The 23,028-nt window shown below is 64.0% G+C and carries 18 protein-coding genes and 1 tRNA gene; 13 read left to right on the top strand and 6 right to left on the bottom strand.

What is annotated here, in order from left to right:
- The first annotated feature begins 24 nt into the window (after positions 1 to 24).
- Both ABD704_RS13235 and ABD704_RS13230 read left to right on the top strand, forming a co-directional pair.
- Entirely contained in the window at positions 25 to 834 is an 810-nt protein-coding gene (locus tag ABD704_RS13235) for a COG4705 family protein (RefSeq protein ID WP_344700160.1), read from the top strand.
- Positions 835 to 913: 79 nt separating this feature from the next.
- Positions 914 to 2,878 (top strand): CocE/NonD family hydrolase, encoded by a 1,965-nt coding sequence (locus ABD704_RS13230; protein WP_344700159.1) that lies wholly within the window; start codon positions 914 to 916, stop codon positions 2,876 to 2,878.
- Positions 2,879 to 2,880: 2 nt separating this feature from the next.
- Here ABD704_RS13230 and ABD704_RS13225 read toward each other — a convergent pair.
- Positions 2,881 to 2,956 (bottom strand) — tRNA-Trp (locus ABD704_RS13225).
- Positions 2,957 to 3,095: 139 nt separating this feature from the next.
- Between ABD704_RS13225 and secE the strand changes: the two genes are divergently transcribed.
- Together secE and nusG are read left to right on the top strand one after the other, a co-directional pair.
- Positions 3,096 to 3,293, top strand: a complete 198-nt coding sequence (gene secE / locus ABD704_RS13220; protein WP_344700158.1) for a preprotein translocase subunit SecE — start codon at positions 3,096 to 3,098, stop codon at positions 3,291 to 3,293.
- A 19-nt stretch (positions 3,294 to 3,312) separates the two neighbouring features.
- Positions 3,313 to 3,852 carry a transcription termination/antitermination protein NusG gene (gene nusG, locus ABD704_RS13215; RefSeq protein WP_344700157.1) on the top strand — a complete coding sequence of 180 codons (540 nt, stop codon included), beginning with the start codon at positions 3,313 to 3,315 and terminating at the stop codon, positions 3,850 to 3,852.
- Positions 3,853 to 4,070: 218 nt separating this feature from the next.
- On the opposite strand, the gene ABD704_RS13210 is transcribed toward nusG, so the two are convergent.
- Positions 4,071 to 4,340: a hypothetical protein gene (locus ABD704_RS13210; RefSeq protein ID WP_344700156.1), complete on the bottom strand. Its 270-nt coding sequence runs from the start codon at positions 4,338 to 4,340 to the stop codon at positions 4,071 to 4,073.
- A 384-nt stretch (positions 4,341 to 4,724) separates the two neighbouring features.
- Between ABD704_RS13210 and rplK the strand changes: the two genes are divergently transcribed.
- The 5 genes from rplK (at position 4,725) to rplL (ending at position 8,325) form a co-directional block, all read left to right on the top strand.
- On the top strand, positions 4,725 to 5,156 hold the full coding sequence (rplK, locus tag ABD704_RS13205) for a 50S ribosomal protein L11 (RefSeq protein WP_344700155.1): 432 nt from the start codon (positions 4,725 to 4,727) through the stop codon (positions 5,154 to 5,156).
- Positions 5,157 to 5,160: 4 nt separating this feature from the next.
- Positions 5,161 to 5,856, top strand: a complete 696-nt coding sequence (gene rplA, locus ABD704_RS13200) for a 50S ribosomal protein L1 (RefSeq protein WP_344700154.1) — start codon at positions 5,161 to 5,163, stop codon at positions 5,854 to 5,856.
- 263 nt (positions 5,857 to 6,119) lie between these two features.
- Entirely contained in the window at positions 6,120 to 7,019 is a 900-nt protein-coding gene (locus ABD704_RS13195; RefSeq protein WP_344700153.1) for an outer membrane protein, read from the top strand.
- Positions 7,020 to 7,365: 346 nt separating this feature from the next.
- Positions 7,366 to 7,881: a 50S ribosomal protein L10 gene (gene rplJ, locus ABD704_RS13190; protein ID WP_344700152.1), complete on the top strand. Its 516-nt coding sequence runs from the start codon at positions 7,366 to 7,368 to the stop codon at positions 7,879 to 7,881.
- Positions 7,882 to 7,950: 69 nt separating this feature from the next.
- Positions 7,951 to 8,325, top strand: coding sequence for a 50S ribosomal protein L7/L12 (gene rplL / locus ABD704_RS13185; RefSeq protein ID WP_344700151.1), 375 nt, complete (start codon positions 7,951 to 7,953; stop codon positions 8,323 to 8,325).
- 150 nt (positions 8,326 to 8,475) lie between these two features.
- Here the strand turns inward: rplL and ABD704_RS13180 are convergent, their stop codons facing one another.
- Positions 8,476 to 9,804, bottom strand: a complete 1,329-nt coding sequence (locus tag ABD704_RS13180; RefSeq protein WP_344700150.1) for a PEPxxWA-CTERM sorting domain-containing protein — start codon at positions 9,802 to 9,804, stop codon at positions 8,476 to 8,478.
- Positions 9,805 to 9,929: 125 nt separating this feature from the next.
- A complete protein-coding gene (locus tag ABD704_RS13175; protein ID WP_344700149.1) occupies positions 9,930 to 12,461 on the bottom strand; it encodes a hypothetical protein in 2,532 nt (843 codons plus the stop codon).
- A gap of 187 nt (positions 12,462 to 12,648) precedes the next feature.
- Between ABD704_RS13175 and ABD704_RS13170 the strand changes: the two genes are divergently transcribed.
- Positions 12,649 to 13,641 carry an aspartyl/asparaginyl beta-hydroxylase domain-containing protein gene (locus ABD704_RS13170; protein ID WP_344700148.1) on the top strand — a complete coding sequence of 331 codons (993 nt, stop codon included), beginning with the start codon at positions 12,649 to 12,651 and terminating at the stop codon, positions 13,639 to 13,641.
- Positions 13,638 to 14,492 carry a sulfotransferase family protein gene (locus tag ABD704_RS13165; protein WP_344700147.1) on the top strand — a complete coding sequence of 285 codons (855 nt, stop codon included), beginning with the start codon at positions 13,638 to 13,640 and terminating at the stop codon, positions 14,490 to 14,492. The genes ABD704_RS13170 and ABD704_RS13165 overlap by 4 nt, the downstream gene beginning before the upstream one ends.
- On the opposite strand, the gene ABD704_RS13160 is transcribed toward ABD704_RS13165, so the two are convergent.
- Together ABD704_RS13160 and ABD704_RS13155 are read right to left on the bottom strand one after the other, a co-directional pair.
- A complete protein-coding gene (locus ABD704_RS13160; RefSeq protein ID WP_344700146.1) occupies positions 14,475 to 15,359 on the bottom strand; it encodes an alpha/beta fold hydrolase in 885 nt (294 codons plus the stop codon). The two genes, ABD704_RS13165 and ABD704_RS13160, sit on opposite strands and share 18 nt — an antisense overlap.
- Complete coding sequence (locus ABD704_RS13155; RefSeq protein WP_344700145.1) at positions 15,356 to 15,994, bottom strand: TetR/AcrR family transcriptional regulator; 639 nt, start codon at positions 15,992 to 15,994, stop codon at positions 15,356 to 15,358. Before ABD704_RS13155 ends, ABD704_RS13160 begins: the two co-directional genes overlap by 4 nt.
- Positions 15,995 to 16,110: 116 nt before the next feature.
- On the opposite strand from ABD704_RS13155, the gene ABD704_RS13150 reads away from it, so the two are divergent.
- Both ABD704_RS13150 and rpoB read left to right on the top strand, forming a co-directional pair.
- Positions 16,111 to 18,513 carry a TonB-dependent receptor gene (locus ABD704_RS13150; RefSeq protein ID WP_344700144.1) on the top strand — a complete coding sequence of 801 codons (2,403 nt, stop codon included), beginning with the start codon at positions 16,111 to 16,113 and terminating at the stop codon, positions 18,511 to 18,513.
- Between the two features lie 309 nt (positions 18,514 to 18,822).
- Positions 18,823 to 22,995, top strand: coding sequence for a DNA-directed RNA polymerase subunit beta (gene rpoB / locus ABD704_RS13145; RefSeq protein WP_344700143.1), 4,173 nt, complete (start codon positions 18,823 to 18,825; stop codon positions 22,993 to 22,995).
- The last annotated feature ends 33 nt before the right edge of the window (positions 22,996 to 23,028 follow it).

Here is a 23,028-nt window from a genome sequence, read left to right as displayed (position 1 = left end):
GCCACGCAGAGATTGGCACGCGGGATGACTGGGCGCGAAGTTCTATCGAAAGTCCCGGCCGTCACGCTCGGCTTTTGGATCATAAAGATCCTCGCCACCACGCTCGGTGAAACGGGCGGCGATACGGTGACAATGTCCTGGCTCGGTGAGACCACCGATCATCCTGTTCCCTACGGCTATCTGATCGGCACCGCGATCTTCGGCGCGTTTCTCGTCGCCTTGGTCATCGCCCAGATCCGCGCGCGAAAGTTCAACCCGTGGCTCTACTGGGCGACCATCATCGCCTCCACCACCTGCGGCACCACGCTCGCCGACTTCGCCGACCGCTCGCTCGGCATTGGCTATCCGGGCGGCTCGCTGCTGCTCCTCGCCTGCGTCCTGCTCTCGCTGTTCGTCTGGTGGCGGACGCTCGGTACGGTCGACGTCAACAGCGTTTCCAGCCCGCGCGAGGAGAGCTTCTACTGGCTCACCATCACCTTCTCGCAAACGCTGGGCACCGCGCTCGGCGACTGGAGCGCCGACCCGCTGAGCGAAGGCGGTTGGAGCCTCGGCTACTCCGGCGGAGCGCTGGTGTTCGGCGCCGGGCTCGCGGCCCTCGCCATCCTCTATTTGTCGACCAAGGTCAGCCGCGTCTTCCTGTTCTGGGCCGCCTTCATTCTCACCCGCCCGCTCGGCGCGACCGTCGGCGACTGGCTCGACAAGCCGCTCGGCAAGGGCGGGCTGGAAATGAGCCGCCCCCTCTCCTCCGCGGCACTCGCCGTCGTCATCCTCGCGCTGATCTTCCTCATTCCGCAGCGCCCCGGCGAGCACCCCACCGCCCGCGCCAGCGCTTGACATTCCGGCACAAGTCGCCGGCGGCCCGTCTTGTCCGGGCCGCGGCCTCATGCAATGACCCGCGCTCGATAGGAGTCGCATGACCTTCAACAAGTTTGCGTTCGGCGCCCTGGCGCTCGTCCTCGCCGCGCCCGTCCTTGCCGAAACGCACGTCCAGCCGGCGGTCCGGCCCGGCGGCGACATCCCGGCCGATTTCCATCCGGCTTTCGTCCCGCCGATTCCCAAGGGCGGCGACATTCCGCAGCATTTCACCGCCCCGCGCGGCCAGTTTCAATATGTCCGGCGCGAGCTGCGCATCCCGATGCGCGACGGCGCGAAGCTCTACACCGTCCTCATCATCCCCAAAGGCGGTGGCAAGTTCCCGATCATGCTCGACCGAACGCCTTATTCTGCGGACAAGGGGACGAGCCGCGGCACCTTCGGCCCGCTGCCGGAGAACATCCTTTCGCCGGCTTATGCCGAGCTGGTCCGCGCCGGCTATATCGTTGCGCTTGAGGACGTCCGCGGTAAGTACAAGTCCGAGGGCGATTACGTCATGAACCGCCCGGTCCGCGGGCCGCTCAACCCGACCAGCGTCGATCACGCCACCGATGCCTACGACACCATCGACTGGCTGGTGAAGAACGTCGCCGAATCCAACGGCCGCGTCGGCTCGATCGGCACCAGCTACGATGGGTTCACCGCCCTGATGAGCCTGGTGAACCCCCACCCCGCGCTCAAGGCCTCCGTCCCCATCAACCCGATGGTCGACGTGTGGAAGGGCGACGACTGGTTCCACAACGGCGCCTTCCGTCAGGAGATGATCAGCTACGTCTACGGCCAGACCGCGACCAAGAAGTCCGACGAGGACTGGTTCAGCGCCGGCTATGACGACTACGTCACCTTCCTCGGCTACGGCTCCGCCGGTGCCTACGGCCACGCGATGGGCATGGATCAGCTGCCCTTCTGGCAGCGCCTGACCGAGCATCCGGCCTATGACGAATATTGGCAGGAGCAGGCGGTCGACCGCATCCTCGCCCGCGCCCCGCTGACCGTCCCCACCCTGTTCGTCGACAGCCTGTGGGACCAAGAGGACATTTACGGCGCGCCCGCCGCCTTCGAGGCGACCAAGGCCAGCCCCAACGCCCACCTCGTCATGGGCCCGTGGCACCACGGCGAGGCCAATGGGGCGGCCAGCACGCTCGGCGCCCTCGAATGGGGCTCCGATACAGGCAAGTGGTTCCGGCAGAACGTGATGCTGCCGTTCCTCGATCAATATCTGAAGGACGGACGGACCGCCGACATAGCGCGCGTCACCGCGTTCGAAGTCGGCACCAACCAGTGGCGGCGCTTCGGCGATTGGCCGCAAGCCTGCGCCAAGGGCTGCCCGTCGAACCTGACGCCGCTGTACCTCGCCCCCAATTCGCGTCTGTCGCTAGGCGCTCCGGCCGGAAGCGGCACCGACAGCTACATCTCCGACCCGTCGAAGCCGGTGACCTACCGCGCCCGCCCCAACCTCTCGCCTTGGGCGAACGGGTCGACCTGGCGCTTCTGGCTCGTAGACGACCAGCGCTTCGCCGACGCCCGCCCCGATGTGCTTAGCTATGCCGGCCCGGTCCTCACGCAGCCGCTCAAGCTCGCCGGCAACCCACTCGTGCACCTGCGCGCCTCGACCAGCGGCACCGACAGCGACTGGATCGTCAAACTGATCGACGTCTACCCCGACCAATATCCGCAAAAGCCGGAAATGGGCGGATATCAGCTCGCGATCGCCATGGACGTCCTGCGCGCCCGTTATCGCAACGATCCCGGCAAGCCGACCGCGGTCCCGGCCAATGAGCCCGTCACCTACGAATTCGCGCTGCCGACGGTGAACTACACGCTGCAGCCCGGCCACCGCCTGATGGTCCAGGTCCAGTCGAGCTGGTTCCCCCTCTACGACCGCAATCCGCAGACGTTCGTGCCGAACATTTTCTACGCGAAGCCGGGTGACTACCGCGCGGCCACGCAGCGCGTCTTCACCGGCCCGGCAGGGACGTGGATCGGGTTACCGGTGGTGAAGTGAACTGGCAGGGGCAGAGGGACTCGAACCCACGACCCTCGGTTTTGGAGACCGATGCTCTACCAACTGAGCTATACCCCTGGGCCGATGCGCGAGGTAGCCACGCCAATCGCGCTTCGCAACCTTGAAGACTCAGGCGACCCCCGCTAAGTGACACCCAGCCCCGCCGGCCCGAGAGGTCCGCGGGGCGCTTTTCTATCCGCAAGAGAGCAGCAGCAACGTGGCCAGAACTTCCCCCGGCGAATTCATCCGTCAGGTCCGCGCAGAAACTGCGAAGGTCCATTGGCCGACCCGCAAGGAAACGGTCGCGACCGGCATCATGGTGATCATCATGACGCTCGTGCTCGCTTTCTTCTTCTTCGGCGTCGACGCCTTCTTTGCGACGCTGGTCAAATATTTGCTCAGCCTGCTCGGCTAGCCCCTAACGAGAGACGAACATGTCCCGCTGGTACATCATCCACGCTTATTCCGGTTTTGAGAACAAGGTCCGCGACGCGATCATGAGCGAGGCATCGCGCATGGGGCTGGAGCCGTTCGTCGAGCAGATCGAGGTTCCGACCGAAACCGTGACTGAGATCAAGCGCGGCAAGAAGGTCCAGACCGACCGCAAGTTCATGCCCGGCTACGTCCTCGCCAAGCTCGAGATGAACGACCAGGTCTACCACCTCGTCAAGAACACGCCGAAGGTCACCGGCTTCCTCGGCCCCGGCGGCAAGCCGCAGCCGATCCCGGATGCGCAGGCCGCGCGCATGCTCGACACCAAGGAAGAAGCCGCAGCCGCCGGCGCCAAACAGAAGATCACCGTCGACTACGAAATCGGCGATGCAGTTAAAGTCCTCGACGGTCCGTTCGCCAGCTTCAACGGCGTGGTGGAGGAATTGGACTTCGACCGTGGGCGCGTGAAGGTTTCGGTCAGCATCTTCGGGCGTGCTACGCCGGTCGAGCTGGAGTTCGAGCAGGTGGAACGGGTCAAGTAGCCGCTGCGTCTACTTACCTGCTCCCGGGCGAAGGCCGGGGCCTAGTTTCAAGAATGCAAAGGGCTGCTTCGGCAGCCCTTTTTTGTTCATCCACACGAACGAGAAGAGCGACGGCAGCGGAAAAGTCCGACTAGGGCCGCGCGAAAATGCAGTGCCCCGGCGTCGCACCCACCCATGGCAGGATTGGGTCGAAAGCTGCCACTGTGAATCGCTCCAGGTTAAAACCACAGGCTGAAGACTCCACCGAGCAAGACGAGCAGGCCTGCCGCGAACAACCTGTCCGCAAGCACGACCTCGTACCATTCATCGTTCTTGCTGATCGCGCGGTGTGACGCTCCGCAGCTGCCAAGAAACAAGACTGCTGAAGCGAAGGCCATTTCATCGGCGATCGACGTCGACGCCTTGCCGCCGAGGTGAACGCCTGTGACGATCACGAGAGCTACTCCCATGAGAGTGCCGGCAGAATCCATGATGTGGTGCGACCTCATTCTTCCCTCCCCGGATGTTCCCGCGCCATTCGACATAGGTCGCGATTGCTCGAGCTTCCGCCCCCTTATCCTCGGGCGCTCGAAAATGCTGTCCGACACGGCCGCCAACATGTCACCTCCACCGCCCATGCCTCCGGCCCGCGCCGCCCTCTTCGACCATTCGCTCTGCCCTCAGGCGCTCGCTCAGCCGCTTAAAGTCCCTGGAAAAGCGCCGCTCACCGTGGCTTTAGTGACTTTAGCGTCCGCTCGGCGGCACTTCACATTGGGCATGGCTTCCGCTAAAGGCGCCGCCTTCCGTCACATCGGAAACCCTGCGGGAGAGCGCTTGGCGTTCGTCTGTACCGCTAAACTTGAACGGGCTTCGGCCCACTACAGAGTGAGACAATGGCAAAGAAAATCACCGGCTATATCAAGCTGCAGGTGCCCGCGGGCGCCGCGAACCCGGCCCCGCCGATCGGCCCGGCCCTCGGTCAGCGCGGCGTCAACATCATGGAATTCTGCAAGGCGTTCAACGCTTCGACGCAGGAGCTTGAGAAGGGCGCTCCGATCCCGACCGTGATCACCGTTTATGCGGACCGCAGCTTCTCGTTCGTGACCAAGAGCCCGGCGGCTTCGTTCCTCCTCAAGAAGGCGGCGAAGATACAGAAGGGTTCGTCGGAAACCGGCAAGGCGACCGCAGGCACGATCAAGCGCTCGCAGCTGCGCGAAATCGCCGAGGCCAAGATGAAGGACCTCAACGCCAACGACCTCGACGCCGCGTCGAAGATCATCGAAGGCTCCGCCCGCGCGATGGGCCTCAACGTGGTGGAGGGCTAACATCATGGCGAAGCTCACCAAGAAGCAGAAGGCTTTCACCGCGGTTGACCGCGAGAAGCTCTATGGCGTCGATGAGGCGATAAGCCTTGTGAAGACCAACGCCACCGCCAAGTTCGACGAGACCGTCGAAATCGCGCTCAACCTGGGCGTCGATCCCCGCCACGCGGACCAGATGGTTCGCGGCGTCGTCAACCTGCCCAAGGGCACCGGCAAGACCGTCCGCGTCGCCGTCTTCGCCAAGGGGGCGAAGGCCGACGAGGCGACTGCCGCGGGTGCGGACGTCGTCGGCGCCGAGGACCTGATGGAAACCATCCAGGGCGGCACCATCGATTTCGACCGCGTCATCGCGACTCCGGACATGATGGGCGTTGTCGGCCGCCTCGGTAAGGTGCTGGGTCCCAAGGGCCTGATGCCGAACCCGAAGCTCGGCACCGTTACCATGGACGTCACCAAGGCCGTGACCGACGCCAAGTCGGGCCAGGTCGAGTTCCGCGTCGAGAAGGCGGGCATCGTCCACGCCGGCATCGGCAAAGCGTCGTTCTCGGAGGGCGACCTCAAGGAGAACTTCACCGCGTTCATGGAAGCGATCATCCGCAACAAGCCGACGGGCGCGAAGGGCAAGTTCGTCCAGAAGCTCAGCGTCTCGTCGACAATGGGCCCGGGCGTGAAAGTCGACTTGGCGGAGATCGCCGGCGCCTGAAGCATGAACGCCAGATGACCTGAACATGAAATCGTCGGCCTGCCGACGTTTTCGACAAAGGCCGGAAGCTGCTGAAGGGCGGTTTTCGGCCTTTTTCTTTTCCGTTCAGTGGCTTGGCCTAGGTCAGGGAACCGATTCTGTTGCTGCGATGCAACACGTTTACGAAGCGTCCCCTTCGAGGGCCGAAAGTCTGAAACCATCCCGGACGGCATCGGTTCGGGGCGGCGAGGGGCATCTAGAAACGTACAAGAAGGATTTATTTTATGCGCAAACTCTTCCTAGCGGCAGCGGCAACCGTCGCGATCGCGGCTCCTGCCGCGGCGCGCGACGGTTCCGGCTATGTCGGGATCGAGGGCGGCGTCCTGAAGCCACAGAGCCAGGACATCTTCGGCAGCGTCGACTTCACCAACCCGCTGACAGCGGACATCGCTCGCAGCCGCGTCGCGAGCTCCCGTTACAAGCTGGGCTATGACGTCGATCTAATCGGCGGCTACGACTTCGGCATGTTCCGTCTTGAAGGTGAGCTTGGCTACAAGCGCGCCAAGATCAAGAGCGTGAACGTCGACAACTCCTTTGTCACCGCGCTCAACGCGGGTGCTGGCACGGCCTTCACCCCGGGCACCGACTTCGGCTTCGACAGCCACACCAGCGTCCTGTCGGGCATGGTCAACGCGTTGCTCGACCTTGGCGGCAACGGCGGCATCGGCGGTTACGTCGGTGGCGGCGCCGGCTATGCCAGCGTCAAGCAGTTCGGCAGCAGCAACGGCAAGTTCGCATGGCAGCTGCTGGCTGGCGTCTATGCGCCGATTTCAGACAACCTCGATGTCGGCCTGAAGTACCGTTACTTCCGCGCCGGCCGCAGCAACGGCTCCGACGCCTTCGCGTTCAGCGCGGGCTCGACGACTGGCTCGGGTGGTGTCGCGACGTTCGACAACGACAGCCGCTTCACCTCGCACAGCCTGCTTGCCAGCCTGACGTACAACTTCGGCGCAGCCGCGGCTCCGCCGCCGCCCCCGCCGCCTCCGCCGCCCCCGGCTCCGGAAGCGCCGGCGACGCAGACCTGCCCGGACGGATCGGTGATCCTGGCGACCAGCACCTGCCCGGTGCCGCCGCCTCCGCCGCCCCCGCCGCCGCCGGCCACTCGTGGCGAACGCGGCCGCTAAGGCATAGTTCGTCATACAAGTGCGTAACGGCCCCGGGCGGAGCACCAGCTCCGCCCGGGGTTTCTTTTGGGCAAGAAGCTTGATCGCGCGGGCATTTCCGCTATAGGCGCGCGCTCGCATTGCTTCGGCAGTGCACCGTCCGAGACAGTTGCTGGGGGCTTCCCTCTTAATTTGCAGCCTAGACGGGGACAGGAATCATTCGAGGCGCCTTACCCGCGCTTCGTCGTGCGTTGCACTTGCAGCGCCATCGAAACCAACTCCCCACGGACTTAAGTGCTTGGGCTTCCGGGCCCGGGCTTTTGTTGAACCTCGTTCGGAGCGATCCGGACGAAAAGTTGGAGTTGGCATGGATCGTTCGCAAAAAGCCGATCTGGTCGACGAGCTGAAGCAAGTCTTCACCGAGACGAGCGTCGTTGTGGTCACCCGCAACCTCGGTCTGACGGTGGCGCAGTCCACGGACCTGCGCCTGAAGATGCGCGACGCCGGCGCTCAGTTCAAAGTTGCGAAGAACCGACTTGCCCTGATTGCGCTCGAGGACACGCGCTACAAGCCGATCGGCGACCTGCTCAAGGGTCCGACCGCGCTTGCGACGTCCGGAGACCCCGTCGCGGCGGCCAAGGTGGCCGTCGATTTCGCCAAGACGCACGACAAGTTCGAGATCGTCGGCGGCGCGATGGGCGACACGGTCCTCGACGTGAACGGGATCAAGGCGCTTGCCGAGCTTCCCTCGCTCGACGAACTGCGTGCGACTATCGTGGGCCTCATTCAGGCGCCCGCGAGCAAGATCGCCCGCACGATCAACGAGCCTGGCGCTCAGCTGGCACGGATCTTCTCCGCCTATGCGGCCAAGGAAGCCGCATAACGCGCATCTTTTTCATCAACGCACGACAATCAGGGGCCCAATCACCTGTGCCCCACCAAGGAGTATCGAATGGCTGACATTGCAAAGCTGGTTGACCAGCTCTCTGAACTGACCGTCCTCGAAGCCGCGGATCTCGCCAAGGCGCTCGAAGAGAAGTGGGGCGTCTCGGCCGCCGCTGCTGTTGCAGCGGCTCCGGCCGCTGCTGCGGCCGCTGGCCCGGCTGCTGAAGAGAAGACCGAATTCGACGTCATCCTGACGGGCGACGGCGGCAAGAAGATCAACGTGATCAAGGAAGTCCGTGCGATCACCGGTCTTGGCCTCGGCGAGGCGAAGGCCCTGGTCGAAGGCGCGCCGAAGGCCGTCAAGGAAGGCATCAACAAGGACGAGGCCGAGAAGATCAAGAAGCAGATCGAGGATGCCGGCGGCACCGTCGAGCTCAAGTAAGCTTCTTCGCTCTCAGCGAACTACGGAAGGGCGGCTCTTCGGGGCCGCCCTTTTTCGTTGGGTCACAGCTAATCGAGAACGCGGAACTTGCCGCCGCATAAAAGAAAGGGCGGCTCTCACGAACCGCCCCTTCCCTTAGCAGCTGCCCGCTCAGACCAATTGCGGAAACTCTGTCTTCCGGCGGCGCAGGCTGAGCCCAACCGCAGCGAAACCTAGGAGAAGCATCGCCCAGGTCGATGGCTCGGGCACGGCCCGGAACGTACCGACCCCAAGCTCATATTGCGCGAGTTGGGTACCCGCCGCCAATCCGGCCTCGCTGTCGAAGGAGAAATGGATACCTCCCCAAACGCGACTGTACGCGCCATCGAGCGAGGCATCCTGAATGCCGTCAAAGCAGCGAGAAAGTCCCGCGAAAGTCGCACAGAACGCTTCATCGTCAATGTAGGCGAGCAGAACCGTCGCAGCGGTCGCGTCCGCTATCGAGTGTGTCGACAGGTAAGATGGGTGACTCGGAGCGGTGATATATGACGTCCACCCCGCGTCCACCGCGGTGTCCGGATTTCCGTCAAGGTCACCTCCGTGGATCGCCGTCACCGGACGCCAGAAGCTGTATGCATATTTGGTGTCGAAGCCCGCGATGAACGCGTCCGCGAGGCTGGTGCCCAGCGTGGCAAACATCCGGGAGTATTCGAGCGTGGACATACCCTCGTCCGCGGCGAGGCCAACGGCAATCGAAAGCCAGCTGGTGCCGCCGGCGCCGGCCCAGAACTGGGCTGCCGCCGACTGGTCGGCCGTGCGGGTCATGCTGCCCGCAGAACCGATCGCCGCAACCTCTGCGTAAGCCGCAGCATATTCGGCGCTAGTGAGGGACGGTGGCGGCGGGGCGCGAAACTGGTCGCCCGAAGTCAACTGAAACGGCGTGACGTCACCCCAGCCGGGAAGTGCTGCGGTGACACCTGGCGACGTCGGCTGCCACTCGCCCGGATTGGTTCCGGGCGTGTACGGCGTCGAGCCGGCCGTCGCAGAACCGTCTCCCGTTCGGGTCGTGATGATCGCGGCCGCATAAGCGGAGCCGGTCGTTTGTCCGGCCGCGCGAGCCACTGGATCGGACACCAGGGCGAGGCTGCTTGCGAGGGCCGCGTCATAATCTGCGGTCTTTGTTGGGTTGAGGGCGACCAACACATCGTGGGCCGCTTGCGCCGCCGCTGCCCGTACGTCGCCACCGGAGGCGGAGACACCCTGCAGATAGGACGTGTCCGGGTGAGCGAGTGCTGCGCTCACGGCATCGTGCATGGCAATCTCGACCATCGCCGCGGTGCGCGCCTGGACCGGCGGGTTGCCGCCGACGCTCCCGTACATCAACTGGGTCCAGTACAGGATCGGGTCATCCGTGACCCCGACGGCGGCGCGAGCCGGCTGAGCGACAAGGAGGCTGGCAGCGACCGTCGCTAGCGCAGCCGAAGATAGCAGTTTCCTCATGACGTGTTCCCCAAGTTACTCCCGGTCGAACTCCCGACCGTGGGAAGAGCGGGGCTGGCCATCGCAGGCGAACGTCAACGCGGGCGTGAAATTGTCGTTAATGAATCGTTAAATCCGCAGGAGGATCAATGTCGAAGCTGTGAAAGCGCTTCGCGCCTTTCCTTCGCCATGTGATCGTTGAAGCGGCGGCGAACGGCCTCGAATCGGGGTTGGCCGCGAAGCGCCTCGAACGCGGGTTCATCACCAAAGTCCGCAAGCGACGAATCATCGTAGTCGATGCCGCTGGCCCAGCCCGTCGGTCCCACCCGCTCGAGCGTGGCTAACGCCTTGTCCGTCTTTCCCTGAAGAGCCCAGGTCTGCGCGGCGTGAGCGAGGAAGCCCGGCCGCGCCCTTCCCGCGCTCCGGCGAAGGACGGACTCGATTTGCCGTTCTAAATTAGCGAGAATTCGATCCGCCTCGCTGTTCCTGCCAACGGCTCTCAGGGCAGCGGCAACAACGGGCCCATCCTGCAGCCACCTAGCCGGAAGCCCGGGAAGCCGGCGGCGGGAGATCTGGAGAATCCCCGGGCCGTCGTAGAGGCGAACAATCTCGCTGGCGCGGCCGGCGTTGATCAGCACCTTCGCAGCGCGGCCCACGAACCCCGTGTCTTGCCAGGATACGGGGATGTTGCGGTTCCTGCTCTCAATCTCTGATGAACTTGGTAGCCTGCCCGAACGAATTAGCGCCAACGGGTCTGAGCTAGGAGCCACAAGATTTAAGGCGCCTGCGCTTCTGCGCATCTCGTACGCCAGGTCGACGAGGCCAAGCTGGTCGTAGACCATGCCCTGCGACCAGATCGCATCCCCCCGGCGTCCCGGATCAGCGGTGGCCGCGGCGGCCCGGCTCCATTCCATCGCTTCGGCGGAAAGGTCGCCTTGCGCATGCGCAAGCGCCGAACGAACGACGTGAGAGTCATAAGCGCTGTCGTCGCTATCTACCCGGCGAAGGTAGCCAAGCGCCTCATCATGCAGCCCCAATTCCCAAGCCGTCTGCACGACCATCATCTGAGGGTAGACCCAAAGGGTATCGAGCTCGTACGCGCGCCGGTAAGCACTCAGCATCCCACTGAAATCGAATTGCATCGCACGGACATTGCCGAGCCAAAACTGGTATTCGGCATTGGTCGGGTCGAGCGTCGCTGCACGTTCGATATGTTCGACACCCCGCGGATCTTCGAAGCCGTACAGCATGCCGAGGACGCCGTGTGCTTCCGGCAGGTCCGGCGCGAGCGCTAGAGCCTTCTCTGCAAATGAAATTGCGCGATCGGTTCTGGCGCGAGCATCCTTTCCCAGGCCGCCGGGATTCTCGGCTTGCGCGAGGCTCGACCACGCCGGCGCGAAATGGGGATCGAGCCGAACAGCTTTCCAAAGCCGCTCGCGAGCCGCCTCGAAAGCCTTGCTGTTTCGCTGCCGAATGAGTCCTCTGGCGTTAAGATACAGGCTGTAGACCTGGCCACTGGTCGCGAGCGAGCCGGAAGGCACGCCCTTCCTGGCAAGCCGGACGTTCAGGGCCTCCGCAACGCTTTCGCCGATACGATACTGGATGGCCAGCACGTCATCGAGGGTCCCGTCGAACGTGTCCGACCATAGCTGGATGCCATCGGACGTCTTGGCCAGAGCGACATTTACCCGGACGTGATTGCCGTCCGAACGAACGGTGCCTTCAAGGGCATAGCTGACGCCCAGCTTGCGGCCGATCTCGATAAGATTGGCAGCGCCGTTGCGGAACTGGCTCGCGGACGTCCGGCCCGCTACGCGCAGGCCGAGCTGGCGCCCGAGTTGGGCCGTTATCTCGTCAGAAAGCCCCTCGGCAAAGGAGGCGTTCTCCGCGGGCAGTCCCTTGAACGGAAGTACGACGACGGTCGCGGCAGAGGCTGGCGCCCGGTTCAGATACCAGGCGCCGCCGGCAAGAACGGCCGCCAGCGCCAGGGCCATCGGCAAAAGCCATAGGCTCAACCTGCTCGGGGCGGTTTTCGGGGCGTCAGCAGTTTTCGCGACCAGCGGCGTGCCCGATTCAGGCGAGAGCGATGCCGCAGGCGCCAAACCGCCTTCAGGGTCAAGCTCGCGTCGTCGGGCGTGGAGCATGCGAGCGTGACGAGTCTGGCCTTCGGCAAGCGCCGCCGCCGAAGCATCCGCGATCAGCGTCACCAGAGCGTCGCTCTGGCGCGACCGCTCGATCGTAAGCCAGTCATCGAACGCTTCGTCGATCCCGTCGAGGTTGGCGAACAGCCGCTCATCGCTGTCCGGCAAAAGCTCGAGCAAGGCATCGTAATCGCCGGCGCCAACCGCGGCGCTCATCTCCTGGAGTTCGGTTGTGAGCGTTCCGGGCGTGAGCGAAAGGTGGTCTCGCTCGATTGCCAAAGCGCTGCGCGGCTCAGTCGAGAGCGGCTTTAGCTCGAGAATGGCCTGGCGAAGGCTAGCGCGTGCCTGCTCTTCGCCGCGGCCGCCCCACAACAGGCCGGTCAGACGTTCGCGGCTGACCGACTTTCCTGGATGCAGCGCAAGATAGGCAAGCAGCGCGCGCGCCTTGCGACCGCGTGGCTTGATGTCGGTCCCATCATTGCTGTCGGTAAGCGCAAAGTCGCCCCAGCAACGCAGCCGCACCTGAGCCCGCGCCACACTCGCGCTTGCTTCAACTGGATGCGATGTCGCCAAGCTGACGCGCCCCCTTGCTCCGGGATCATAATGCAAAAAATCCTGTCAGGCGAGCAAGATACATGGACACGGCGCGCGAAGCCTTCTTTTCGGCTTCAAAACTCCGTTATTGATGTACGCTAATGGAGAAGCACCGCGGCCTCGTCTTGGCGTGAAGGCTCAAATCCGCCAGAATGACGCGATGCGTTTTGCGCAACCCTTCCTTAAGCTGCCGCTCCGCTTCGACGCGGAGGCGTTGGAGCGCGAAGTCCGTGCCCTGCCCGCCACTTCGTGGGTGCCACACGCCACCGGCTTCCCGGGCAATGAGGCAGTCCGGCTGGTGACCGTCATGGGCCAGCCGACGGATGCTTTCGAAGGGCCGATGCGTCCGACGGAGGATCTCGCGCGCTGCCCGTATATTGGCGAGGTGATGGCGACGCTCGGCGGCGTCTGGGGCCGTAGCCGTCTGATGGGTCTTGGCGCCGGCGCAGAAGTGCCGGAGCATGTCGACGCCCATTATCACTGGCGCACACACCTGCGGATCCACGTGCCGATCATCACCAACCCCAAAGTGGAATTCACTTGCGGCGGCGAGACGGTGCATATGGCGCCTGGTGAATGCTGGCTGTTCGACAGCTTCCGCTGGCACGAAGTGCACAATCGCGGGTCCGAGCGGCGCGTTCATCTGGTGCTCGACACCGTCGTGACGCCTGAGCTGTGGGACGTTATCGACGGCGCGCAATCTGGGGCCTTGGCCAAGCGCACGGTCCGACCCGGGGAAAGCGATAGCAGGGGCCTCAAGTTCGAGCAGGTGAATGCGCCGACCGTGATGTCGCCGTGGGAGGTCCGCGGACACCTTGCGTTCATTGCCGAAAGCGCTGTCGAGCATCCGCAGCTTGGGGCCGTGATGAAACGGCTGGACCGCTTCGCGGACGGGTGGGCTTCCTTGTGGGCGCAATATGGCGCGTCCGGCCAGGGCATCGACGAATATCGCCAGTTCCTCGGCCATGCACGCGCGGAGATCGAGCAGCTCGGCGCGGCGGATATCTCACTGAGCAACGAATTGCAGCTCATCACGGTGCTCGACCAGCTCATCTTCATCATGGCCGTCGCGCAGCGTCCCTTCGCTACCGTCACTTCTTCCGGCCAGCGCCTCGCATCGTGACTGAAGCCGCAAGCGCGCCGGCGCGCTTCGATCGTCCGATCATCATTGTCAGCACGCCCCGCGCCGGATCGACCCTGCTGTTCGAGACGCTCGAACAGGCGCCGCGCCTCTACGCGACCGGGCAGGAAAGCCATTGGCTGATCGAGGACATACCCGGCCTTCACCCCGCCGCGCGCGGATGGGATTCGAACCGCCTCACGGCGGCCGACGCGACTCCCCAGATTGCCGAAGCATTGGCCGGCGAATTCTATCGCCAAATTCGTAACCGCGACGGACACGCGCCGACCGGCCGTGTTCGGATGCTCGAGAAGACGCCGAAGAATGCGCTCCGCATCCCACTGTTCGACGCCGTCTTCCCGGATGCGATGTTCGTCTATCTCTACCGCGATGTTCGCCAGACAATCGCGAGCATGATGGAGGCGTGGGCCTCCGGCGCCTTTCGGACCTACCCCGAGCTTCCCGGCTGGACCGGCTATCCCTGGTCGTTGCTGCTGGTGCCCGGCTGGCGGGACCTGATCGGGCGGCCCTTGTCGATGGTCGTCGCGCACCAATGGGCAACGACGACCCGGATCATGCTCGACGATCTCGAGAAGCTGCCGCCGGATCGCGTGAAGGTAATGGCGCACGACCGCTTCCTCGCCGATCCGCAGGGCACTTCGACCGAGCTAACGCGCTCGCTGGATCTCGGCTGGGATCGGGAGCTGGGCGGGCAATTGCCCTTGTCGAAGGTCACCGTGTCGCGGCCATCGCCCGACAAATGGCGGCGGCTGGAACGGGAGATTGAGTCGGTCATGCCGATCGTCAAGGAAGCCGACGAGCGTGCCCGACAATTCCTAACCGAGCGTTCCTAGGAGCTCGTCGATAGCGGCTACCGCTTCCGGTTCGTTGAGTTCGGGGGCGTGACCGACGCCCGCGACGACTGCCAGCCTCATTTGCGGCGCGGCCGACTGCATTCGCGCCGCGGTCTCGGCGGTCAGCAGGTCGCTCTTCTCGCCGCGAACCACGAGCAACGGCTTGGCCGCGAGTGCTGTGAACAACGGCCAGAGATCGGGCTGCGGCGTGGCGCCGGCATTCTTGAACGGTTCGGCAATGGCCATGTCATAGTCGAAACGGATTTCGCCGTTCTCCTCGCGGCAGTTGCGCTTCGCCATCTTCACCCAATCGTCGTGCGTGTAGCGGTCGAAGGCGCTGCCATAGTTTCCGGAAATCGTGCTCGCGGCTTCGTCCCAGTCCTTGAAGCGTGGATCGCGTCCCACGTAGGTGAGGATCCTGCCAATTCCGGCGGGGTCGACGTCGGGACCGATGTCGTTGAGGATCGCTGCAACGATGAGCTGCGGCGCCGTTGCCGCAACGACCATCGTCACAAGCCCGCCGAGCGAGGTGCCGACGAAGATTGCGCCGGGCACTTCGAGGTGCTGCAACAGCTCGACCACGTCGCCGGCGTAAGTCATCGGGTTGTAGCGCGCCGGAACCGGATCGTAGTCGCTACCTGCGCGGCCCCGGAACTCGACGAGGATGACGCGGAACCTGGGCGAGTGAAGCTCGGCAAATTCGATGAAGTCGCGCATGTTGCGCGTAAGCCCTGGCAGGCACAGCAGGGGCGGTTTGCTGCTGTCGCCCGGATAATCGCGATAGTGGATCTTCAGCCCATCGCGATTGACGAAATAGGCGTCGCGGTACGAGCCGGCTTCAGATTCCCCGACAGCAGCTCCAGTCATCGTGCGAGACCCTTCGTCAGCAGGCGGTTGGTCACTTCAGCGACGTGATCCGGGTCGGTGCTCGCCCATACCGAGAAACGCAAGCCGACGAACACGTTCGCGCCCATATCGGCCCAGGCCAGGATCTCGAGGTCCTCGTCGCTGAGATCGGCCGCGATTTCGCCTTTGTCGCGCGCAGCGGCGAAGCGCGCCGCGATGCGGATCGCAGTCGTTTCATAATGCTCGCGGTAAGCCGCATGCTCGACGAATTCGGCCTCGTCGATGATGCGATAAACGTCGCGATGTTCGCGCGCGAAACGGAGGAAGGCCGCGAGCGCGCGCCGCTCGCCGTCAAAGAAACCGGTGGCGCCCTCCATGGCCGGCGCAACCCGGTCGCGCACCTGCGACGACATGTCCTGCACGAGCGCGCGGAACACCGCCTCTTTCGAATCGAAGTAGGTATAGAATGTGCCGAGCGCGACGCCGGCGCGCTGCGTGATAGCGACGATCGAGCTGTCGGCGAAACCCCGTTCGCCGAACTCGCCGCGTGCCGCATCGAGGATCTTTCGGAGCGTACGTTCGCCGCGCGCGGTGCGTGGCGCTTTGCCGTCGCTTGCCGCACTGACTTGCGCGCCATTTCGAACGCTTTGCCCCATTCATTTCCCCCTAACGGCCCCGAGCATAAACTCGCAAGTTGAAAGCCGGTTCATGTTTCAGTATGGCTGCTTGCGACTTCGGGTGCAACCGCGCCCGCAAGGGGGAGAAAAATCTAATGCGCGTCACTCTTGTACGCGCCGCAATGTTCGGCACAGTTGCCGCAGCGGCGCTTATCGCGACTCCAGCTTCGGCGCAGGCCGGCGCAGACACCAGCCCGACCACTGCGCCAAACGCGCAAACGCAGAATCAGTCGGCGGGCGCCAGCGACCAGGAAATCACGGTCACCGCGCGGCGCCGCAACGAGCTCCTGCTCAACGTGCCGGTCGCCGTCACCGCTTACTCCGGTGAGCAGCTCGACCGCCGCGGCGCGCTCGACATCACCGATATCGCGAAGACCACCCCCGATGTGACGCTGAAGCCTTCGCGCGGAACCAACACAACGCTGACCGCCTTCATCCGCGGCGTCGGCCAGCAGGACCCGGTCGCCGGATTCGAGCAGGGCGTTGGTCTCTATCTCGACGACGTCTACCTCAACCGCCCGCAGGCGTCGGTCCTCGACATTTACGACGTCGAGCGGATCGAAATCCTGCGCGGTCCGCAGGGCACGCTCTACGGACGAAACACCATCGGCGGCGCGATCAAATATGTTACCCGCCGCATCCGCACGGACGGGCCGCACCTTAGCCTGCGCACCAACCTCGGCACGCACGGCCAGTTCGACGCGATCGGGAGCGCCTCCGCGCCGCTGACCGACACGCTGCGCGTAAGCGTCGCGGCTGCTCGCCTCAGCAACACGGGCTTTGGCAAGAACCTGACCACCGGCCAGCGCAACTACAACAAGGACATCTGGGCGGGGCGCGGGACCATCGAGTTCCAGCCGTCGGAGAATGCGTTCATCCGCATTTCGGCGGATAAGACCTGGGACGACAGCAATCCGCGTGGCGGCCATCGCCTGGTTCCGAACCTGTGCACGGTCGCAGCATGCAACGGCGCAATCCCGTCGTCGGGCAACGAGTTCGACACTGCCGGCAATCTCAATGATCCGACGCAGCGTGTTCGCTCCGGCGGAGGTTCCATCTGGGCCGAGTTCGGGCTTACCGATTGGCTCAAGTTCCGCAGCATTACGGCGCTGCGCAAGGACACCAGCCACACGCCGATCGACTTCGACGCGACGCAATACGTCGACCTCGACGTGCCTGCGATCTACAAGAATCATCAGTTCAGCCAGGAACTGCAGCTAGTCGCCGACAAGGGCCCGCTGCAGGGTGTGTTCGGCGTCTACTACCTCAACGCCAGTGCCTTCGACGCATTCGACGTCCGGCTCTATACTACCTCGGCCGCTCTGCCCGGCCTTACCGCCGCAACGCAGGGTGACGTGAAGACGAAGACCTGGGCGATCTTCGGCGACTTCACGTACGACTTCAATCCGATGTGGAGCGTGTCGCTCGGCGGTCGCTGGACGACCGATAACCGGCGCGCGCACGTGCTGCGCCAGACATACAAGTTCGGCGGTCAGCCCGACCTTGGCGGCTCAAGCGGCTTCGGCGATGGAACGGTGATCGCGACGACGTCCAACTTCAACGGCGAGCGCACCGACGAAGCCTTCACGCCTCGCGCGTCGATCAATTTCAAGCCGAACGCCAACCAGACGCTGTACCTCAGCTATTCGAAGGGCTTCAAAGGCGGGGGCTTCGACCCTCGCGGGCAATCAACGCAGGCACCGTCGCAGGATCCGCAGGACGTCTTCAATTTCATGACGTTCAAGCCGGAAAAGGTCGATAGCTTCGAGTTCGGCTACAAGGCGGCTCTCTTCAACCGTCGCCTGCAGCTGGCGACCGCGATCTTCGACGCTGAATACAAGGACGTTCAGGTGCCGGGCTCGGCGGGTTGCTTCGTCGGTGGCGTGCAGACCTTCTGCGGCATCACCACCAACGCCGGCAAGGCGCGCTTCCGTGGTGTCGAGCTCGAGACGAACTTCCGGGCGGCGGATAATATCGCGACCGCAGGCGACCATTTCACGATGTCCGGTTCGCTCGGTTACCTGGACGCCAAATATCTGCAGTTCGACACGGCGATCGCTGGAAAGACGGTCGACGTCGCGGATCACCGCAAGATCCAGAACACGCCCAAGTGGACGCTGAGCGGCACGCTCGACTACGACACGCCGCTCGCCGGTGGCCGTCTCGACGCCAACACAACCCTTTCCTATCGCAGCGCCAGCCAGCAGTTCGAGCTCCGGAGCCCCGGCCTCGACCAACCCGGCTTCGCCCTATGGGACGCGAACTTCGTCTGGCGCTCGACCGGCAACCGCTACGAGTTCGGCCTCCACGCCAAGAACATCGCCAACAAGAAGTACATCATTGGCGGGTATAACTTCCTGGCGCAGAACCCGCTCACCGGCGATTTCATCCTGAATGGCGCGGGCAATCCGATCCCGACGCTTGGCCGGACCGGCGTGCTCACCGCTTTCTACGGCAATCCGCGGCAGATTTTCCTGTCGGCCGCCCTCAACTTCTAGCAGCTTTACAAGCCTCTCCGATGACGGGGCGGCTCCTTCGTGGAGGCGCCCCGTTTTTCGTGTGCGCACCCACTTGCAACGGTATTCCGAGGGGCTATATGGGGCATATCCAACAAATAGACGGCCTCGCCGCACGGCTTCGTGCGCCCGGGGCTTTTCCCGTCCTCTCCGGGACAGGGTCCGAACGGCGCACGGACCGCACGCATGGAGAGGGATAGCGGGACAGCGCTCCACACCACGCCCGGCTTAGCGGCCGGGGAGACTCAGCGGGGGCGTTTCCGTGCGTTCCCGCCTAGCGCAGGGAAGCACATGGCCACCAAAGCGATCGACGCACCTCGTAAGACCACGAGCGGGCTCAAGACCAATTCGCGGCGTATCCGCAAGATCTTCGGCAACATCCACGAAATCAGTGAGATGCCGAACCTCATCGAGGTTCAGCGCGAGAGCTACGAGCAGTTCCTCCGCTCCGACCCATCCGTGGGCTATGTTTCCGGCCTTGAGAAGACCCTGCGCTCGGTCTTCCCGATCATGGACTTCGCCGGCACAGCGCACCTCGATTTCGACCATTACGAGCTCGAAGCGCCCAAGTACGACACTGACGAGTGCCGCCAGCGCGGCCTCACCTATGCGGCCCCCATGCGCGTCACCTTGCGCCTGACCACCTTCGAGATCGATCCTGAGACCGAGGCCAAGTCGGTCATCGATATCAAGGAGCAGGACGTTTACATGGGCGACATGCCGCTCATGACGATGAACGGCACCTTCATCATCAACGGTACCGAGCGCGTCATCGTTTCCCAGATGCACCGGTCGCCTGGCGTGCTGTTCGATCACGACCGCGGCAAGACCCACGCCAGCGGCAAGTATCTCTTCGCCGCGCGCGTCATTCCATACCGCGGCAGCTGGCTCGACTTCGAGTTCGACGCCAAGGACATCGTCAACGTCCGTATCGACCGCAAGCGCAAGTTGCCGGTCACCGCGCTGCTTCACGCGCTTGGCATGACGAGCGAGGAAATCCTCAACACCTTCTACAACCGCGTCAGCTACCTGCGCGGCAAGAACGGTTGGCAGATCCCGTTCGCCAGCGAAGCATGGCGCGGTCAGAAACCGAACCATGATGTCATCGACGCCGACAGCGGCGAGATCATCTTCAAGGCGAACGAGAAGATCACGCCGCGCCGCGCCAATCAGGCGGGCAAGGACGGGGTCAAGAACGTGCTGATCCCGACCGAGGAAATCTTCGGCCGTTATTCGGCCTACGACCTCATCAACGAGAAGACCGGCGAGATTTACATCGAGGCGGGCGACGAAGTGACGCCGGAGAACATGGCGAAGCTCGACGAAGCCGGCGTGAAGACGCTCGAGCTGCTCGACATCGACTACATCAACACCGGCCCGTGGATGCGCAACACGCTGAAAGCGGACAAGAGCGAGGACGGCGACAGCGCCCTCTCCGACATCTACCGCGTCATGCGCCCCGGCGAACCGCCGACGCGCGAGACTGCGGATGCGCTGTTCTACGGCCTGTTCTTTGATCCGGAGCGCTACGACCTATCGGCCGTCGGCCGCGTGAAGCTCAACATGCGCCTTGGCCTCGACGCGGAGGACACCGTCACAACGCTTCGCAAGGAAGACATCTTGGCGGTCGTCCAGGAGCTGGTGAACCTGAAGGACGGCAAGGGCGACATCGACGACATCGATAACCTTGCGAACCGCCGTGTCCGCTCGGTCGGTGAGCTGCTGGAGAACCAGTATCGCGTCGGCCTGCTCCGCATGGAGCGCGCGGTTAAGGAGCGCATGAGCAGCGTCGACGTGTCGACGGTCATGCCGAACGACCTCATCAACGCCAAGCCGGCGGTCGCCGCGGTGCGCGAATTCTTCGGCTCGTCGCAGCTGTCGCAGTTCATGGACCAGACCAACCCGCTGTCTGAAGTGACCCACAAGCGCCGCGTTTCGGCGCTCGGGCCGGGCGGCCTCACCCGCGAGCGCGCGGGCTTCGAGGTCCGCGACGTCCACCCGACGCACTATGGCCGTATCTGTCCGATCGAGACGCCGGAAGGGCCGAACATCGGCCTCATCAACTCGCTCGCGAGCTTCAGCCGGGTGAACAAGTACGGCTTCATCGAGACGCCGTACCGCAAGGTCGTCGACAACAAGGTCACGACCGAGGTGGTCTATCTCTCCGCGATGGAAGAGGCGAAGCACACGATCGCCCAGGCCAATGCCGAGATCAACAATGATGGCACCTTCGCCGAAGAGATCATCTCATCCCGCCGCAACGGCGAGTTCCTGATCGCTCCGCGCGACCAGATCACGCTAATGGACGTGTCGCCGAAGCAGCTCGTGTCCGTTGCCGCCTCGCTGATCCCGTTCCTTGAGAACGACGACGCGAACCGCGCCCTGATGGGTTCGAACATGCAGCGTCAGGCCGTTCCGCTTCTCCAGGCCGAAGCGCCGCTCGTCGGCACTGGCATGGAAGAGACGGTTGCGCGCGACTCAGGCGCGGCCATTGCGGCCCGCCGTTCGGGCATCGTCGACCAGGTCGATGCGGCACGTATCGTCGTTCGCGCGACGGGCGAGCTGAAGCCGGGCGAGTCCGGCGTCGACATCTACACGCTGATGAAGTTCCAGCGTTCGAACCAGAACACCTGCATCAACCAGCGTCCGCTGGTGAAGGTCGGTGCCTCGGTCGAAGCCGGTGAGATCATCGCCGACGGTCCCTCGACTGAATTCGGTGAGCTAGCGCTCGGCCGGAACGTGCTCGTCGCGTTCATGCCGTGGAACGGCTATAACTATGAGGACTCGATCCTGATCTCCGAGCGGATCGTGAAGGACGACGTCTTCACCTCGATCCACATCGAAGAGTTCGAAGTCATGGCCCGCGACACCAAGCTTGGGCCGGAAGACATCACCCGCGACATCCCGAACGTCGGCGAGGAAGCGCTTCGCAACCTCGACGAGGCGGGCATCGTCTACATCGGCGCCGAGGTCGAGCCGGGCGACATCCTGGTCGGCAAGATCACGCCGAAGGGCGAAAGCCCGATGACGCCGGAAGAAAAGCTCCTCCGCGCCATCTTCGGTGAAAAGGCTTCGGACGTACGCGACACTTCGCTCCGGCTTCCGCCGGGCGTCGCCGGCACCGTCGTCGAAGTGCGCGTGTTCAACCGCCACGGTATCGACATCGACGACCGTACGCGTGCGATCCAGACCGAAGAGAAGGAGCGCCTGAAGAAGGACGCCGACGACGAACGCGGCATTCTCAACCGCGCCACCTTCTCGCGCCTCAAGGAAATGCTTCTCGGCCAGGTTGCAACGGCCGCGCCGAAGGGCCTCAAGAAGGGCTCCAGCCTCGACGAGGCGACGCTTGAGTCGGTCGACCGCTACGATTGGTGGAAGATCGCCGTGAAGGACGACAAGCGTCAGGCCGACGTCGAGGCGCTGAAGGCGCAGTACGACGAGGCCGCTGGCGTTATCCAGCGCCGCTTCGAGGACCGCGTCGAGAAGCTTGAGCGTGGTGACGAACTGCCGCCGGGCGTGCTCAAGATGGTCAAGGTCTTCGTCGCGGTGAAGCGCAAGCTTCAGCCGGGCGACAAGATGGCCGGGCGTCACGGCAACAAGGGCGTCATCAGCCGCATCCTGCCGATCGAGGACATGCCGTTCCTCGAAGACGGGACGCACGCTGATATCGTTCTCAACCCGCTGGGCGTGCCGTCGCGCATGAACGTCGGGCAGATCTTCGAAACGCACCTTGGTTGGGCGTCGCGCGGCCTCGGCCGTCAGATCGGGGAAATGCTCGAAGAAATCCACGAGCGCGGCAAGGATGTCGCGGGCAAGGACGTCAAGGCGCTCCGGACCAAGCTCAAGGACGTCTACGGCGCCAATTACGTCAAGGACATCGACGGCCGTGACGACGAAGCAGTGATGGAGCTTGCCTCCAACCTCGTCAGTGGCGTTCCGATGGGCACCCCGGTGTTCGACGGCGCGCGCGAACCGGACGTTTCGGCGATGCTGGAAATGGCCGGTCTCGACACGTCGGGGCAGGTCACGCTGTTCGACGGCCGCACCGGCGAGCCGTTCGACCGCAAGGTGACCGTGGGCTACATATACATGCTGAAGCTCCACCACCTCGTCGACGACAAGATCCACGCGCGTTCGATCGGACCGTACAGCCTGGTCACCCAGCAGCCGCTGGGCGGTAAGGCGCAGTTCGGCGGACAGCGCTTCGGCGAAATGGAGGTATGGGCGCTGCAGGCTTACGGCGCTGCCTACACCCTTCAGGAAATGCTGACGGTGAAGTCGGACGACGTGATCGGCCGCACCAAGGTCTACGAGGCGATCGTCAAGGGCGACGACACGTTCGAGGCCGGCATTCCGGAGAGCTTCAACGTGCTCGTCAAGGAAATGCGCAGCCTCGGCCTCAACGTCGAACTCGACAGTGTCGAGGATCCCGATGCGGAGCCGACCGCCATCGCCGCCGAATAACTGATTGCATCCAATACCCCTCCCCCGTGCGGG

This window comes from Sphingomonas limnosediminicola, assembly GCF_039537965.1.
Lineage (GTDB): Bacteria > Pseudomonadota > Alphaproteobacteria > Sphingomonadales > Sphingomonadaceae > Sphingomicrobium > Sphingomicrobium limnosediminicola.
Note: the sequence above shows the minus strand (reverse complement) of the source record. Positions and strands in the feature narration are given on the sequence as shown.

Excerpts from the sequence above, each read along its gene's own strand:
- ABD704_RS13235 (WP_344700160.1), top strand. The coding sequence starts at position 25 with ATGACTGGGCGCGAAGTTCTATCGAAAGTCCCGGCCGTCACGCTCGGC.
- ABD704_RS13230 (WP_344700159.1), top strand. The coding sequence starts at position 914 with ATGACCTTCAACAAGTTTGCGTTCGGCGCCCTGGCGCTCGTCCTCGCC.
- nusG (WP_344700157.1), top strand. The coding sequence starts at position 3,313 with ATGTCCCGCTGGTACATCATCCACGCTTATTCCGGTTTTGAGAACAAG.
- ABD704_RS13210 (WP_344700156.1), bottom strand. The coding sequence starts at position 4,340 with ATGAGGTCGCACCACATCATGGATTCTGCCGGCACTCTCATGGGAGTA.
- rplK (WP_344700155.1), top strand. The coding sequence starts at position 4,725 with ATGGCAAAGAAAATCACCGGCTATATCAAGCTGCAGGTGCCCGCGGGC.
- rplA (WP_344700154.1), top strand. The coding sequence starts at position 5,161 with ATGGCGAAGCTCACCAAGAAGCAGAAGGCTTTCACCGCGGTTGACCGC.
- ABD704_RS13195 (WP_344700153.1), top strand. The coding sequence starts at position 6,120 with ATGCGCAAACTCTTCCTAGCGGCAGCGGCAACCGTCGCGATCGCGGCT.
- rplJ (WP_344700152.1), top strand. The coding sequence starts at position 7,366 with ATGGATCGTTCGCAAAAAGCCGATCTGGTCGACGAGCTGAAGCAAGTC.
- rplL (WP_344700151.1), top strand. The coding sequence starts at position 7,951 with ATGGCTGACATTGCAAAGCTGGTTGACCAGCTCTCTGAACTGACCGTC.
- ABD704_RS13180 (WP_344700150.1), bottom strand. The coding sequence starts at position 9,804 with ATGAGGAAACTGCTATCTTCGGCTGCGCTAGCGACGGTCGCTGCCAGC.
- ABD704_RS13160 (WP_344700146.1), bottom strand. The coding sequence starts at position 15,359 with ATGACTGGAGCTGCTGTCGGGGAATCTGAAGCCGGCTCGTACCGCGAC.
- ABD704_RS13155 (WP_344700145.1), bottom strand. The coding sequence starts at position 15,994 with ATGGGGCAAAGCGTTCGAAATGGCGCGCAAGTCAGTGCGGCAAGCGAC.
- ABD704_RS13150 (WP_344700144.1), top strand. The coding sequence starts at position 16,111 with ATGCGCGTCACTCTTGTACGCGCCGCAATGTTCGGCACAGTTGCCGCA.
- rpoB (WP_344700143.1), top strand. The coding sequence starts at position 18,823 with ATGGCCACCAAAGCGATCGACGCACCTCGTAAGACCACGAGCGGGCTC.